General features: G+C 47.1%; 14 protein-coding genes and 1 pseudogene. 13 read left to right on the top strand and 2 right to left on the bottom strand.

Annotated elements, in window-relative coordinates; translation table 11 throughout:
- Positions 1-2 precede the first annotated feature (2 nt).
- From truA to ICN34_RS09710, 11 genes are read left to right on the top strand one after another with little or no spacing between them, the layout of a single operon-like run.
- Positions 3-854 (top strand): tRNA pseudouridine(38-40) synthase TruA, encoded by an 852-nt coding sequence (truA, locus tag ICN34_RS09760; protein ID WP_216122334.1) that lies wholly within the window; start codon positions 3-5, stop codon positions 852-854.
- A gap of 25 nt (positions 855-879) precedes the next feature.
- Positions 880-1,557 (top strand): phosphoribosylanthranilate isomerase, encoded by a 678-nt coding sequence (locus ICN34_RS09755; RefSeq protein ID WP_216122332.1) that lies wholly within the window; start codon positions 880-882, stop codon positions 1,555-1,557.
- A gap of 30 nt (positions 1,558-1,587) precedes the next feature.
- Positions 1,588-2,781, top strand: a complete 1,194-nt coding sequence (gene trpB / locus ICN34_RS09750; RefSeq protein ID WP_216122330.1) for a tryptophan synthase subunit beta — start codon at positions 1,588-1,590, stop codon at positions 2,779-2,781.
- Positions 2,782-2,803: 22 nt separating this feature from the next.
- On the top strand, positions 2,804-3,601 hold the full coding sequence (gene trpA, locus ICN34_RS09745) for a tryptophan synthase subunit alpha (protein WP_216122328.1): 798 nt from the start codon (positions 2,804-2,806) through the stop codon (positions 3,599-3,601).
- A gap of 6 nt (positions 3,602-3,607) precedes the next feature.
- On the top strand, positions 3,608-4,495 hold the full coding sequence (gene accD / locus ICN34_RS09740) for an acetyl-CoA carboxylase, carboxyltransferase subunit beta (RefSeq protein WP_215359963.1): 888 nt from the start codon (positions 3,608-3,610) through the stop codon (positions 4,493-4,495).
- A 4-nt stretch (positions 4,496-4,499) separates the two neighbouring features.
- Positions 4,500-5,825 (top strand): bifunctional tetrahydrofolate synthase/dihydrofolate synthase, encoded by a 1,326-nt coding sequence (folC, locus tag ICN34_RS09735; RefSeq protein ID WP_216122326.1) that lies wholly within the window; start codon positions 4,500-4,502, stop codon positions 5,823-5,825.
- Positions 5,826-5,828: 3 nt separating this feature from the next.
- Positions 5,829-6,638, top strand: coding sequence for an SPOR domain-containing protein (locus ICN34_RS09730; protein WP_216122324.1), 810 nt, complete (start codon positions 5,829-5,831; stop codon positions 6,636-6,638).
- The gene (locus tag ICN34_RS09725; protein ID WP_216122322.1) at positions 6,638-7,204 is read left to right on the top strand and encodes a CvpA family protein; all 567 of its coding nucleotides are present in this window, start codon (positions 6,638-6,640) and stop codon (positions 7,202-7,204) included. Before ICN34_RS09730 ends, ICN34_RS09725 begins: the two co-directional genes overlap by 1 nt.
- A 4-nt stretch (positions 7,205-7,208) precedes the next feature.
- Positions 7,209-8,747 (top strand): amidophosphoribosyltransferase, encoded by a 1,539-nt coding sequence (gene purF, locus ICN34_RS09720; protein ID WP_216122321.1) that lies wholly within the window; start codon positions 7,209-7,211, stop codon positions 8,745-8,747.
- Positions 8,748-8,807: 60 nt separating this feature from the next.
- The gene (locus ICN34_RS09715; RefSeq protein ID WP_216122319.1) at positions 8,808-10,016 is read left to right on the top strand and encodes an O-succinylhomoserine sulfhydrylase; all 1,209 of its coding nucleotides are present in this window, start codon (positions 8,808-8,810) and stop codon (positions 10,014-10,016) included.
- A 22-nt stretch (positions 10,017-10,038) separates the two neighbouring features.
- Positions 10,039-10,656, top strand: a complete 618-nt coding sequence (locus ICN34_RS09710) for a bifunctional 2-polyprenyl-6-hydroxyphenol methylase/3-demethylubiquinol 3-O-methyltransferase UbiG (protein WP_216122316.1) — start codon at positions 10,039-10,041, stop codon at positions 10,654-10,656.
- 17 nt (positions 10,657-10,673) lie between these two features.
- Here ICN34_RS09710 and ICN34_RS09705 read toward each other — a convergent pair whose 3' ends face one another.
- Both ICN34_RS09705 and modB read right to left on the bottom strand, forming a co-directional pair.
- Positions 10,674-11,780: an ABC transporter ATP-binding protein gene (locus tag ICN34_RS09705; RefSeq protein WP_216122314.1), complete on the bottom strand. Its 1,107-nt coding sequence runs from the start codon at positions 11,778-11,780 to the stop codon at positions 10,674-10,676.
- Positions 11,780-12,436, bottom strand: coding sequence for a molybdate ABC transporter permease subunit (gene modB, locus ICN34_RS09700; protein WP_370624007.1), 657 nt, complete (start codon positions 12,434-12,436; stop codon positions 11,780-11,782). Before modB ends, ICN34_RS09705 begins: the two co-directional genes overlap by 1 nt.
- Before the next feature lie 86 nt (positions 12,437-12,522).
- Between modB and ICN34_RS09695 the strand changes: the two genes are divergently transcribed.
- Positions 12,523-13,269, top strand: coding sequence for a Crp/Fnr family transcriptional regulator (locus ICN34_RS09695; protein WP_255538638.1), 747 nt, complete (start codon positions 12,523-12,525; stop codon positions 13,267-13,269).
- A gap of 76 nt (positions 13,270-13,345) precedes the next feature.
- A pseudogene (locus ICN34_RS09690) lies at positions 13,346-14,706 on the top strand (IS3 family transposase).
- The last annotated feature ends 66 nt before the right edge of the window (positions 14,707-14,772 follow it).

Below are 14,772 nucleotides of genomic sequence, written 5' to 3'. Positions count from 1 at the left end.
CCATGCGCATAGCCCTTGGCCTTCAGTATGACGGCAGCCCCTATTCAGGCTGGCAAACCCAAGTCAATCACAACACAGTACAAGATGAATTAGAAAAGGCCATTACAGCCTTTGTTGGTGAGCAGGCTTGTGCAGAACGGCCCATTCATACAATCACCGCAGGCAGAACCGATGCTGGTGTACATGCCTTAGGACAGGTTGTGCACTTTGATACCAATGTTGAGCGTGAAGACTTTTCATGGGTAAGGGGTGTGAACTCATTCTTGCCGCCATCGATTGTTATTAACTGGGCAAAGCCAGTTTCTGATGAGTTCAGTGCGCGCTTCTCTGCTTATGAGCGTGAATATATTTATGCCTTGCAAGCGGGGCCTTGTCGTGCGCCGATGTCGCACTCACGCGCAGGTTACTTACTGGTGCCCCCAAATCAATGGCTTTATGTCGAGGCTATGAAAAAATCAGCTGAGTGCTTGATTGGCGAACACGACTTTAGTTCTTTTCGCTCATCTGAGTGCCAAAGTAAAACACCGGTAAAAACGATTTACTCCATTGAGATTATTTCTGATCAACCATGGCTGTATTTCCGGATCCGGGGAAATGCTTTTTTGCATCACATGATCCGCAATGTGGTCGGCTGTTTTTTGCAAATTGGTCAGGGCAGACAAAAGCCGGAGTGGATGGCCGAAGTCTTGGCTGCTAAGAATAGGCAAATCGCCGCTCCTACTTTTATGGCCGATGGCCTATATTTGGCCAAAATCACTTATCCGGACGAATTTGCCATCCCCCAGCCTTGGTTGGAAAACTCTTGGCTGCCAGCTCAGGTCATCGGGAAGCAAAAGAAAGCGCAAGGGAAATAAAGGCCCTTGGCCTTATCATTCATTTATGGGCTTACTGACATATTCTCCGGGCCGAACTAGGGTCAAAATCTGCGGCTTAAAGACGGCTGCTGACATCGATTCCGCTGTTTCTGCGGGGGTGGATGCTGTTGGCTTCGTCTTTTATCCCCCTAGCGTTCGGGCTGTGAGCCCTAATATCGCCGCTCAGCTCATTTCTAGACTTCCTGCGGGGGTAGATGCCGTTGGATTGGTTGTAAATGCTACAGATGAAGAATTTGCCGCTATTCGGGCTGCTGCCTCGATCACCTTATGGCAGTTTCATGGGGATGAGACCCCAGAGCGCTGTGCCCAGCTTGCTGCAGGCGAGCCTTGGATGAAGGCTGCTCGTGTAGGAACTAGCTTCGCTTTTGATGATTTTTCCCTACAATATGGGGATGCAAACGCTTTTCTGCTGGATGCCCTGGTTGAGGGATATGGTGGCGGAGGCGTTCCTTTTGATTGGCAAGGGATTCCACAGACATGGGTAAGCGAAAACGCGCCTCGGGTCGTTTTGAGTGGTGGATTGAACACGCACAACGTGGGCGAGGCCATTGCACGCCTGCATCCTTGCGCGGTTGACGTCAGTAGTGGCGTAGAAAGCAGCAGGGGTGTTAAGGATCCTGCGCTCATGGCCCAATTTGTTCAAGCAGTGCGCGCAGCGGATGCCAAAGCATCGTCCCAATAATTTGCTGTAGATAAATCAAAAGAGGTAGCTATGTACGACAAGCCAGATGCACGAGGACACTTCGGTCCCTATGGCGGCGTGTTTGTGTCTGAGACATTGATGTTTGCTTTGGATGAGCTTAAAGAAGCTTATGCAAAGTATCAACACGATCCAGAATTCATTGAAGAGTTTCATTATGAGCTCAAACACTTTGTTGGTAGACCTTCACCGGTTTATCACGCTAAGCGTTGGAGCGAAATGCTGGGTGGCGCACAAATCTACCTGAAGCGTGAAGATTTAAATCACACAGGCGCACACAAGATTAATAACGTGATTGGCCAAGCAATGTTGGCCAAACGTATGGGTAAGCCTCGTATTATTGCTGAGACAGGGGCAGGGCAGCACGGCGTTGCTACAGCAACGATCTGCGCTCGCTTTGGTTTGGACTGCACAGTCTATCAAGGCTCTGTGGACGTAGCCCGTCAGGCGCAAAACGTATTTCGTATGAAGTTACTTGGCGCTAAGGTGGTTCCAGTGGAATCTGGTACCAAGACTTTGAAAGATGCGCTCAATGAAGCGATGCGCGATTGGGTTACCAACGTGGACAATACTTTCTACATCATCGGAACCGTCGCAGGACCACATCCTTATCCAATGATGGTGAGAGATTTTCAGAGTGTGATTGGTGAAGAGTGCAAAGTACAGATGCCAGAGATGACTGGTCGTCAACCTGACTATGTTTTAGCTTGTGTTGGCGGCGGCTCTAATGCGATGGGCATTTTTTATCCTTACATCGATTTCCCGGAAGTGAAACTCATTGGTGTTGAGGCAGCAGGACATGGTCTGGGAAGTGGTTTGCATTCAGCGGCCTTGTGCGTTGGCACGCCTGGTGTGTTGCACGGCAACCGTACTTATTTATTGCAAGATAAGAATGGCCAGATCTCTGAAACGCACTCTGTTTCTGCTGGCATGGATTACCCAGGCGTTGGTCCTGAGCATGCATGGTTAAAAGATTCTGGTCGAGCAGAATATGTGGCAATTACAGATGAAGAGGCGCTCCAAGCATTCCATGATTGCTGCCAGATTGAAGGCATTATTCCTGCGCTTGAGTCTTCACACGCTATTGCTTATGCCTGCAAACTTGCTAAGACCCTGCCTAAAGACAAGACTATTTTGGTCAACCTCTCTGGCCGCGGTGACAAGGATATGCATACCGTTGCCCAGGCAACTGGATCAGAAGGTTAAGAATTACTTTTAAGAAATACTTATGTCAAAAATTACTGCGCTCTTCAAGGAGCTAAAAGCAACAGGCAAAAAAGGATTGATTCCTTTTATTACTGCTGGTGATCCAGATCCTAAACAAACCGTTGAACTCATGCATGCATTAGTTCGTGGCGGTTCAAGTGTGATTGAATTAGGTGTGCCATTTTCAGATCCAATGGCTGATGGTCCTGTCATTCAGAGATCATCGGAACGCGCGCTGACTCAAGGCGTCACTTTGTATAGCTGCTTAGAGATGGTGAAAGAATTCCGCAAGCTGGATGCCAATACACCAGTTGTTTTGATGGGTTATGCAAACCCAGTTGAGCAAATGGGAGCAGAGCGTTTTGCAACCGAAGCGAAGGCTGCTGGTGTCGACGGTGTTCTCGTAGTGGATTACCCACCAGAAGAGTGCGTGGATTTTGCCGCTCGTATGCGTGTTGCCGGTATTGACCCGATCTTCTTATTAGCGCCTACTTCATCACATGAGCGCATTAAAGAGGCGGCCAAAATAGCTTCTGGTTATATCTATTACGTTTCTATGAGAGGGGTTACTGGTGCATCTAACCTCAATACACAGGATGTGGCCAGCATCATCCCGAAAATTCGTGAAGAGACAGATATTCCGATTGCTGTAGGCTTTGGAATTAGCGATGCTGCCAGCGCTAAGGCGGTATCCGCTAGCGCTGATGCAGTGGTAATTGGTAGCCGCATTATTCGCCTTTTAGAGGATGCGCCCCCTGGGCAGGCGGTACAATCACTGGAAACCTTCATTCGTGAGATACGCGACGCATTGGATAGCTAAAAACTAATGAGCTGGATAGATAAATTACTCCCACCCCAAATTCAACATACTGATCCTGCAAATCGCAAGTCAGTACCTGAGGGATTGTGGGTCAAGTGCCCCAGTTGTGAAACTGTTCTGTACAGCACTGACATTGAAGCCAATTTATCGGTATGCCCAAAATGTAGTCATCACATGCGTATCGGAGCACGTCTGCGCTTAGACAGCTTGCTAGATGAAAAAGGCCGCTACGAAATCGGTGCTGATATCTATCCAACTGACCCGCTGAAATTTAAAGACTCTAAAAAATATCCAGATCGCATTAAAGAAGCGAATGATGCTTCTGGTGAATCTGAAGCCTTGATTGTGATGGGCGGCAAGATTGAAGCCATTCCTGTAGTAGCTGCTTGTTTCGAATTCCAATATATGGGTGGCTCTATGGGCTCTGTAGTGGGTGAGCGTTTTGCCCGCGGAGTACAAGAGGCAATTAATAAGAAGTGCGCCTTCATTTGTGTCACTGCTACTGGCGGTGCGCGTATGCAAGAAAGCTTGTTATCCCTTTTCCAAATGGCGAAGACTAACTCGATGTTGACCTTGTTGGCTAAAAAAGGCTTGCCTTATATCAGCGTGCTCACTGACCCAACGATGGGCGGTATTTCTGCTAGCTTTGCATTTATGGGTGATGTAGTGATGGCTGAGCCAAAAGCCTTAATTGGTTTTGCAGGTCCTCGCGTGATTGAGCAAACTGTTCGCGAGAAATTACCAGAGGGATTTCAGAGATCTGAGTTCCTGATGCAAAAGGGCGGGATTGACATGATTGTTGATCGTCGTCAGATGCGCGGTGAAATTGCGCGTTTACTTGCTTTGTTACAAAAGCTTCCTGAGCCTGCTATCGCGGGTAGCGCAGTCGTTTAAGCGCTTGAGCTCAGCACACCAAGCCCCCATATTATTTCCTAGCCTAGAGGCTTGGCTTAGCCATCTTGAAACTGCTCACCCCGTTGGCATAGACATGGGGCTTGAGCGCATCAATCGCGTGAAGGCTGCATTAGATCTCCATTTTGATTGCCCAGTGATTACGGTTGCCGGTACAAATGGCAAAGGCTCGACCTGTGCATTTCTGGAGAGCATTTTGTTGGCTTCTGGCTATAGAGTCGGTTGCCATACGTCCCCACATTTACTCAAATTCAATGAGCGTGCGCGCATCAATGGTGAAGATGTCAAAGACAATCTCTTGCTTGAACATTTTGCTGCTGTCGAAGAAGCTCGGGTGAGCCTAGTCGATGCGCCGACCTTAACGTATTTTGAGTTCACTACTTTAGCCATCATGCATCTGTTTGCTAAGTCCAATTTGGATGCAGTTGTCTTGGAAGTGGGTATGGGTGGTCGCTTAGATGCTGTCAACATCGTTGATGCTGATTGCGCAATTGTGACTAGTATCGATATCGATCATGCGGATTTTTTGGGTGGCACACGCGAAGCCATTGGCCTAGAAAAGGCGGGTATTTTCCGTCCAGGACATATCGCGGTGTGCGGTGATCCTGTACCACCACAATCGCTGATTGATCATGCTGAAAAACTGGGCTGCGATCTCTGGTTGCAGGGGCGTGACTACAACTTCCAAGGCGATAAACAGCAATGGGGTTGGGCTGGGCGCAAGAAGCGCTTTAGTGGGCTTGGCTACCCAGCGCTACGTGGCGCCAATCAGATTCTGAATGCCTCGGCAGTAATAGCTGCCTTGATGGCCTTACATCAGCGCTTACCAGTGAGCGCCCAGGACATTCGCAATGGTTTTGCATTGGTTGAGCTACCAGGCCGATTCCAGGTTCTCCCGGGTCAGCCTACCGTGGTATTGGATGTTGCTCACAATCCCCATGCTGCTGCTACCTTGGCTCAGGGGCTCGATAAGATGGGTTACCACCCCTACACCTATGCCATTTTTGGGGCTATGGCTGACAAGGATATTGAGGGGGTGATTAAACCCCTCTTAAACATCGTAGATTTCTGGTTTTGCACAGATTTACCGACTCCCAGAGCTGCCAGCGCTAAGGTCTTGGCCGAGAAGCTTGAAGCTATGGGCGTAAAGCCTAAAAATGGAACGGATGGGGGTATTGAATGCTTCTCAGAACCCGCTTTAGCGTATCAAAAAGCGCTATCTTTAGCGGGTGAGGGTGATAGAATTGTTATCTTCGGATCCTTCTTTACCGTTGCAGGCGTAATGACTTACCGAAACAACCAGGCCCACTGATCCATGATTCGTTTACCAAGCTTTTTTAAGCGAAAAACCCAGTCTGATGACCTTGAAATAGGTTCAAGGGGTAGTCGCACCACCAAACGAGCGGCCCCACGCAGTTTTCAGCGCGCAGCAGAAGCTGAAGAACTTGCCCTCACAGAAGATCCAGAACAACAAAGAGCGCGCCATCGCCTGATTGGTGCTGCTGTCCTTGTATTGATTGCTGTAATTGGCTTGCCTCGTATTTTGGATAACAAACCAAAGGCATCATCTAACGACATCGCAGTAAACATTGTTACCAGCTTACCTATTCCTGGTACGGAGCCTAGGGCTGAAGAAAAACCTAAGGCCGAAGTTCCTGTTGAGCCCGCTAAAGAAGCTCCTAAGGTCGCCGCTGCACCTGCGACAGAAGTAAAGCCAGAAGCAAAAGTAGAAACTAAGGCAGACACTAAACCAGCAGCGCCTGCAGTAAATAAATCTGGCACGTTAGGTTTAGCGGCGGGTGAAGAGGTTGTGGCTGCGGCAAGTCCTAAGGCCGACGCAAAACCTAAAACAGCTGACGCACCCAAGTCAAGCACTTCCGGTTCAGGTAAGTACGTTATTCAGATTGGTGCTTTTGCATCCGAGGCTAATGTAAAGGCCTTGTCCGCAAGACTCAAAAATCAAAACATTCCGAGTTATACCTTGAGTAAGGTGGGTGCTGATGGTGGCAAGATTTTCCTTGTTCGAGCAGGACCCTTTACTGATAAAGATGTCGCAGAAGTAGCGGAAAAGAAAATTAAGGCGATGGGTCTTTCGCCAAGACTTGTCGAGTCCGGTAAACAGTAATGGAATACTTGTCCACCCTCAAGCTAACATCGGTGGATTACTTCACCCTAGTCGTACTCTTGGTTTCTGCCTTGGTAGGCATCTCGCGCGGTTTGTTTAAAGAGGTGCTTGCTTTAGCCTCTTGGTTCGCAGCTGCTTGGGTTGCTTATCACTATAGCAACTACCTCTCCACGGAATGGCTGTCTACATTTCATCTAGATGAGCTACTTAGCCTGGGCATCAGCTTCCTCATCCTCTTTATCCTGACCCTGATTGTTTGCGGTATGTTTGGCGGGGTAGTGCAAAAAATTATTTTGTCGGTCGGCCTTAGTTTGACTGACCGTTTCTTGGGTTTGATATTTGGCGTGATTCGTGGAGGCTTGATCGTGGTGGTACTTGCGACTCTCGCTGCACTCACGCCCATCCCGCAAAGTATGGCTTGGAAGAATGCCATTACCAGACCAGCAATTGATATGGCAGCCGGTTTAATTAAAAGTTGGCTTCCTGCCGACTGGGCTAAACAATTAGGTGATGCAATGCCTAAAGTTAGCCCTACCATTACTCCTAAATTAACAATAGGAATCTAGAGATATGTGCGGCGTCGTCGGAACTGTTTCCCACTCACCAGTAAATCAACTTCTCTATGATGCGCTGCTGCTTTTGCAGCATCGCGGACAGGATGCTGCAGGTATTGCAACGATGAACGGTAATTCATTCACGATGCATAAAGCCAATGGCTTGGTACGAGATGTGTTTAGAACTCGCAATATGCGTAGCTTGGTTGGTAACGCTGGCATTGGCCAAGTGCGTTACCCAACTGCAGGTTCTGCAAGTAGCGAAGAAGAAGCGCAGCCTTTTTATGTAAGCGCTCCTTACGGCATTATCTTGGCGCATAACGGCAACCTGACTAACGCACCAAGTCTGCGTGTGGAGATGGCTTATCGTGACCGTCGTCACATTAATACCAGTTCTGATACTGAAGTATTGCTTAACGTATTGGCTGATGAACTGCAAAAAGAAACCAATAGTGCAGCCCTAGATGAGGGCGCGATGTTTAACGCCGTGACTGGTGTAACTAATCGCGTTAAAGGTTCGTATGCAGTAGTTTCTTTAATAGCGGGTTATGGCTTATTGGCCTTTCGCGATCAGTACGGTATCCGTCCTTTATGTATCGGCCGCATCGATACTCCTCAAGGTCCTGAGTGGATGATTGCATCTGAGTCTGTTGCTCTAGAAGGCTTAGGATTTACCTTTGTTCGCGACGTTCATCCAGGTGAAGCAATTTATATCGACTTGGATGGTAATTTCTATTCACGTCAATGTGTACCAAATGCAGTGTTAACGCCTTGCATTTTTGAGTACGTCTATATGGCCCGTCCGGACTCAACCATTGATGGTGTGACTGTCTACAACGTGCGTATGCGTATGGGCGATTACTTAGCTGAGAAGATCCGTAAAGAAACCAATGTCGATGAAATCGATGTGGTGATGCCGATTCCGGATTCCAGCCGTCCAGCAGCTATGCAGGTAGCAAAGAAATTGGGCGTGGATTACCGTGAAGGCTTCTTTAAGAACCGTTACATCGGCCGTACATTTATCATGCCTGGCCAAGCTGTTCGTAAGAAGTCTGTTCGTCAAAAACTCAATGCCATGCGTATTGAATTTAAAGACAAGACGGTATTGATTGTGGATGACTCCATCGTTCGTGGCACAACCTCATTTGAGATTGTGCAGATGGCACGTGAATCTGGTGCGAAGAAGGTGATTTTTGCATCTGCTGCACCACCAGTGCGTTTCCCGAACGTTTACGGTATTGATATGCCAACTCGCAGCGAATTGGTTGCCTATGGCCGGACTGATGAAGAGATCAATAAGATGATTGGTGCAGATCAGTTGATCTATCAAAGCATTGAAGATATGAAGCAGGCAGTGAGGGACGTTAATCCAGATATCAAGAACTTTGAAGCATCTTGCTTTGATGGCTTCTATATTACGGGTGACATTACCGAGTCCTATCTTGATGCCTTAGAAGCCGCTAGAAATACCTCTGATGCGAAGGCTGATCGTCAGAAGGATTCGAGTGACTTCGCCCGTTCACAGCTCCACCTGCATTTGGCTACCGAAGACTAAAAAGCGACAGGAATTTGCCTTACTCGAGGCAAATTCGTAATTCGGTGTCAAAATAGCAGTATGAAGAGCAAAACTATCCGTAAAAAACCCGATTTTTCTAAGCTAGCGCTCGAGACCTTAGCGGTTCGCGCCGGTACTCGTCGCACTGCTGAATACCAAGAGCATTCAGAGGCAATGTTTCTGACATCCAGCTTCTGTTTTGATAGCGCAGAGCTAGCGGCTGATGGTTTTGCACATGCTGACCAAGGCTTTATCTATTCTCGCTTTACTAATCCAACCGTAAGCATGTTCCAGGATCGCTTGGCTGCTTTAGAGGGTGGTGAGGCTTGTATTGCTACCGCTTCCGGAATGTCTGCCATTCTGACAATGGCAATGGCGCATTTACAAGCAGGTGATCACGTGGTTTGCTCGCGCTCAGTATTTGGTGCAACCATTCAGTTGTTCACCAATATCTTAGGTCGCTTTGGCATCACAACCACTTATGCTGATTTGGCTGATACCAAGTCATGGCAGGCTGCTGTGCAACCCAATACCAAACTCTTTTATCTAGAGACGCCTTCCAATCCTTTAACTGAGATTGCTGATATCAGAGCGATTTCAAAGATTGCTAAAAAAGCAGGCGCTTTATTCGCGGTGGATAACTGCTTCTGTACGCCTGCTTTGCAAAAACCATTGGCGCTTGGTGCTGATGTTGTGATTCATTCGGCCACTAAGTACTTAGATGGACAAGGCCGAGTAGTGGGTGGAGCAATTGTAGGCAGCAAAGATTTCATCATGGGTAAAGTCTTCCCTTATGTACGAACTGCAGGCCCAACGCTATCCGCATTCAATGCCTGGGTATTCCTCAAAGGCCTCGAGACTTTAGAGCTTCGCATGAAGCAGCAGAGTCAGAATGCACTCGCCTTGGCCCAATGGCTTGAAAAGCAATCTGGAGTAGAGCGGGTTTACCATCCCGGCCTGAAATCACATCCCCAACATGCATTGGCAATGCGCCAGCAAAAAGAGGGTGGGGCGATTGTGTCTTTCACCTTGAAGGGTGGCAAGAAGGCAGCGTTCAAACTTATCAACCAAACTAAGCTTTGCTCGATTACTGCAAACTTGGGTGATACCCGCACGACTATTACTCACCCAGCCACAACAACGCATTGCCGTGTAACGCCTGAGGCTCGTAAAGCAGCTGGTATTTCTGATGGCTTGGTACGCATTGCAGTTGGCCTTGAAAATATTAACGACTTAAAGAGCGACCTCGTTGGCGGACTCAAAAAATAATCAAGTTCATCAGGATAGGTCTATGAGTTTCGCGGATGCCACCCAGTTCTGGAACGAACGCTTCGATAAAGAAGAGTTCATTTTTGGCAAAGAGCCTAACGAGTATCTTGTTGAGAAAACAAAGCAATACCTAAAGTCCAAAGACAAGGTTCTCTGCATCGCTGATGGTGAAGGGCGCAATGGTGTCTGGCTTGCCAAGCAAGGTATGCAGGTTATTGGATTTGATGCGTCTGATATCGCACTTGCTAAAGCAAAGCAGTTTGCCAAAGATAATCAAGTGCAAGTTGAGTATTCCTTCTCTGATACCGATAGCTATGCGTGGCAAGAAAATACTTATGACGCAGTGATTGGGATCTTTATTCAGTTTGCCGATCCAGCAATGCGCGCTAGAATCTTTGAGCAAGCTTACAAAGCGACAAAACCTGGTGGACTCTTTATTTTGCAGGGCTACACCCCTAAGCAACTAGATTACAAAACCGGCGGCCCATCATTAATAGAGCATCTCTATACAGAAGAAATGATTCGAGATCTCACTAAAGACTTTCAAATACTCGAGCTTGTGAGTTACGAGAAAGAACTTTCTGAAGGTCCGAGACATACTGGGATGTCTGCATTGCTAGGATTAGTTGCCCAAAAATAATTCGAGCTTAGTGGAATTTAGTTCGTAAAGCGACGCGGGTCGTTAATCGGGCGCAGAGGCATGATGTGTATCTTGCCGCCATCAATTTCAAGATGTGTATTTTTGCCGGCCTCTAAACAGAGGCGCTTCACCTCTGCGGCAGAGGCCTCCCAAGTAATGACATGACTGCCTTCAACCGTTCTCAGTTGAATCACTGCAATTTGTCCTAGCGTGCTGATTTGTTCAACACTGGCATTGATGGTGCTCTTATTGGCTTCATTATGCAAACTCAACCCATCGGCTGGAATAACCCAGGCAACAGGAGTATTTGGCGGTATTTTGCCTTTATCGACAACATCAAAAAAATGCTGACAGCCGCTCCAGCTAAGTTTGCCGGCAGTAAATATGCCTTCAAACTTATTGCTAATACCCACTAACTCTGCAACACGTGAGTTTCTAGGTCTTTCAAATAAGACCTGTGGTGGGGCAGTCTGTAAGCCCACGCCTTTATCAATGACGGTAATGCGATCGGCCAAAAGGTCTGCCTCTCGTAAGTCATGCGTTACTAATAAGATGGGGATATTCAAATCTTTGCGTAGTTCAGCCAGTGTTTTGTAGAGCCCCTGTCTTGTAGGTGCATCAATCGCCGAGAAGGGCTCATCGAGCAATAATATTTTTGGTGAACGTGCTAATGCTCTGGCAAGTGCCACCCTTTGTTGTTGACCTCCAGAGAGCTGACTAGGCATACGATTTGCTAATTCAGCAATTCCCATGTGGTCTAGCCATTGCTCAGCCAATACTTTGCGCTGCGCAAGATCATGCATGCTGTTGTGCAAAGGAATGCAAACATTCTCAAGGGCTGTCAGGTGCGGAAAGAGGGCGTACTGCTGAAATAAAAATCCACAAGAGCGTTCTGCTGGGCTAAGCAAGGTTGTAACGCCATTTAGTTCATTTGCTTCAAACCACAACTTACCATCACATTCAATTTTCCCAGCCTCAGGATTATTCAATCCTGCAATAGTTCTCAGAGCAGTAGTCTTGCCGCTGCCAGATGGGCCAACTAATGCATGCAATTCCCCTGGAATGCATTCAATATTGAGCTGCAAGGGATTGGGATTGGTCTGGAAGAGTTTTGCTTTTAGCATTAGCCCCTCCAATTTTTAGCGTGAGAAGCATGGCTGCCAAGCACACCATAAGAAAGTGCTATTGCAATGAGTGAGGTGCTTAGCAGTATTAAGGAGAGTGCTCCTGCGCCCGAAGCGTCAAAGCTCTGTACTTTGTCGTAAATAGAAATCGATACAGTCTTGGTTTCTCCGGGGATTGCACCACCAACCATCAGGATGACGCCAAACTCGCCTAAAGTATGCGCAAAGGTCAGTACGGCTGCACTGGTAATGCCGCGCCATGCTAGTGGTAACTCTATAAGGCGAAATGTTTGCCACTTTGACAAACCGCTCACTTGAGCAGCTTCAATAATCTCAGGATTGATGGCCTCAAAGGCGCGTTGTATGGGCTGTATAGCAAAGGGTAAGTTGACGATGAGGGAAGCAATCAAAATTCCCGTAAAAGAAAATACCAGTGGAATACCAAAAATTGTTTTTCCACCCAAACCTACAAGAAGGTAGTAGCCCAAAACAGTAGGAGGCAGTACTAAGGGGAGGGCTAAGGCGGCCTCAAGGAAAGGCTTTAAATAACCTGCATTGAGCAATTGTCGCGCCGCCCAAACGCCAATGGGTAGCAGCAGCATTAGAGTCCATGCAGCAAGTTTTAGGGAGAGATAAATAGCATCGGAATCCATCATCAGTAATTGTATTGCCTTTGTAGAGGGTGAATTGCAATATTGTCGCTACAAAATCTCAAAATTGAGTATAGAATCATCCGCATGAGATGCAGCAAAAATTCGTTACTATCTTCCCATTGAAAACAATAGAAATAAAGAGTGCCTGGCAAGGCGTAAGTGAATGCGAGAAATGCTCCATTAGAAGTTCAGCACTATTTGCAGAGCTTAATGAGGAGGATTTTTCTAAGATACACAGTCCTATTGATGATCTGAGTTTTGATGCAAATGCTGACATTTACTCCCAAGGTGATCACGCAGGATCCCTATTCACTCTTCGAAATGGATATATAAAGATTTTGCATGTTAATTCTGATGGTTCTGAAAGAATTGTGAGGGTAGTTCTTCCAGGCAATCTATTTGGTATGGAAGCGCTTCTGGGTGACGCATATGAACATTCTGCTATTGCATTAACTAATGTTCACCTTTGCAGGATTCCAAAAAATATCATTACCAGCCTGGGGGAAGAGTCGCCAAGACTGCATCGACAAATCGTAAAAAAGTGGGGGGAAGCACTTCTTCAGTCTGAATCTTGGTTTTCTGAAATTAATACCGGAAGGATTGAGGCGCGCTTAGCGCGGTTTTTCCTAAAGCTTGCTAAGAAGTCTGGCCACTTTGCGATTGCACCATTATTCAAGCGTGAAGATATGGGGTTGATGATGGATGTAAAGTTTGAAACTATTAGTAGAGCTTTAGCATCAATGGCGGATCAGGGGCTCATCTCAAATATCACTAGGTTATCGGTTCAAGTACCAGATCTTGAACGCTTAAAGCAATTTTCAAAACAAGGAACATAGATCATTAAAAAGGCCGCAGTAGTGAACTGACCCACAAAAGTTGGATACCTAATCCAACTTTAAAAGAGTCAGTCTCATGTCCAAATACAGCATAGACTTCAAGTTAGAGGTCATTAATCACTACCTGTCTGGCAAAGAAGGTTTTACAGCAACGGCAAAGCGGTATGAGGTTAAATTTACCCATGTCCGCAAATGGGTTCATGCTTATAAAGCGCATGGTCACAAGAGCCTCATCAAAACCTATACCCACTACTCCGGTGCCTTTAAGCTGTTTGTGCTCAAGGCGATGGCGCAAGATCAGCTCTCGATTAATCAAGCAGCAACCCACTTTAATATTGCTGCCCCTAGCACCATTGCTGTTTGGCAACGCCTCTACAATGAAGGTGGTATTACCGCTCTAGAACCCAAACCCAAGGGACGACCACCGATGTCTAAACCCTCAAAACCATTTGTTCCCACCAACAAGCCAGTCACTCAAATGACCCAAGAAGAGCTCATGCAAGAGCTCGAGTACCGTCGGGTGGAGATGGATTACCTAAAAAAGTTAGAAGCCTTAGCTCAGCAAAAGCACTTGGTAAGCAAGAACAAGTCCAAGTGATTGCTGAGTTAAGGCAGCGATACCCTTTGCAACTCATCTTGGCGGTCGCCAAGATGGCCAGAAGTGTTTATTACTACCATGTGCAGCAAAGTCACCAGGCTGACCCCTATCTTGTAGCGAAGATGCAGATCCAAGAGATCTACCACCAGCATCAGGGTCGCTATGGATATCGCCGAGTGCATTTAGAGCTGAGCAATCAACGGCGTTACTTCAACCCCAAGACCATCCAAAAGCTGATGGGGCAACTAGGGCTCAAATTCACCGTTCGTCCTAAGCGCTACCAGTCATACAAGGGCGCAGTAGGTAAGGCGGCGCCTAATTTATTGGAGCGTAACTTTGCCGCCAATAAACCCAATCAAAAGTGGGTCACCGATGTCACTGAGATCAACATCAAAGGTGAGAAGGTATATCTCTCACCCATCTTAGATCTTTATAACCAGGAGATCATCTCGTATGAGATTGCTGATCGACCACAGATCAAGACGGTGATGCAGATGCTGGGCAGCGCCATCAAGCGACTCAAGCATGAGGATAGGCCGGTACTGCACTCCGATCAAGGCTGGCAGTATCAAATGGGGGTATATTAAGCCGCCTTAAAAGACCAAGGCATTACCCAAAGCATGTCTAGAAAAGGCAATTGCCTAGATAACGCGGTGATGGAGAACTGGTTTGGGGTGATAAAAACCGAGTTCTTCTACCAAGAGAAATTTGAGGATGTAGAAGCGTTTAAGCAAGGATTGCATGAATATATCCACTACTACAACCATGATCGAATCAAACAAAAACTAAAGGGATTGAGCCCGGTTCATTACCGTACTCAATCCCTTCTGGTAACCTAATTAAACTGTCCAACTTTTGTGGGTCAGTTCATGGGCAGCCTTTTTAATAACGGGAATGCCAAATAC

Origin of the sequence: Polynucleobacter sp. Tro8-14-1 (assembly GCF_018881655.1) — a bacterium.
Lineage (GTDB): Bacteria > Pseudomonadota > Gammaproteobacteria > Burkholderiales > Burkholderiaceae > Polynucleobacter.
The sequence above is the reverse complement of the archived record's forward strand: the minus strand, read 5'-3'. Positions and strand labels throughout refer to the sequence as shown.

Excerpts from the sequence above, each read along its gene's own strand:
- truA (WP_216122334.1), top strand. The coding sequence starts at position 3 with ATGCGCATAGCCCTTGGCCTTCAGTATGACGGCAGCCCCTATTCAGGC.
- ICN34_RS09755 (WP_216122332.1), top strand. The coding sequence starts at position 880 with ATGGGCTTACTGACATATTCTCCGGGCCGAACTAGGGTCAAAATCTGC.
- trpB (WP_216122330.1), top strand. The coding sequence starts at position 1,588 with ATGTACGACAAGCCAGATGCACGAGGACACTTCGGTCCCTATGGCGGC.
- trpA (WP_216122328.1), top strand. The coding sequence starts at position 2,804 with ATGTCAAAAATTACTGCGCTCTTCAAGGAGCTAAAAGCAACAGGCAAA.
- accD (WP_215359963.1), top strand. The coding sequence starts at position 3,608 with ATGAGCTGGATAGATAAATTACTCCCACCCCAAATTCAACATACTGAT.
- ICN34_RS09730 (WP_216122324.1), top strand. The coding sequence starts at position 5,829 with ATGATTCGTTTACCAAGCTTTTTTAAGCGAAAAACCCAGTCTGATGAC.
- ICN34_RS09725 (WP_216122322.1), top strand. The coding sequence starts at position 6,638 with ATGGAATACTTGTCCACCCTCAAGCTAACATCGGTGGATTACTTCACC.
- purF (WP_216122321.1), top strand. The coding sequence starts at position 7,209 with ATGTGCGGCGTCGTCGGAACTGTTTCCCACTCACCAGTAAATCAACTT.
- ICN34_RS09715 (WP_216122319.1), top strand. The coding sequence starts at position 8,808 with ATGAAGAGCAAAACTATCCGTAAAAAACCCGATTTTTCTAAGCTAGCG.
- ICN34_RS09710 (WP_216122316.1), top strand. The coding sequence starts at position 10,039 with ATGAGTTTCGCGGATGCCACCCAGTTCTGGAACGAACGCTTCGATAAA.
- ICN34_RS09705 (WP_216122314.1), bottom strand. The coding sequence starts at position 11,780 with ATGCTAAAAGCAAAACTCTTCCAGACCAATCCCAATCCCTTGCAGCTC.
- modB (WP_370624007.1), bottom strand. The coding sequence starts at position 12,436 with ATGATGGATTCCGATGCTATTTATCTCTCCCTAAAACTTGCTGCATGG.
- ICN34_RS09695 (WP_255538638.1), top strand. The coding sequence starts at position 12,523 with ATGCAGCAAAAATTCGTTACTATCTTCCCATTGAAAACAATAGAAATA.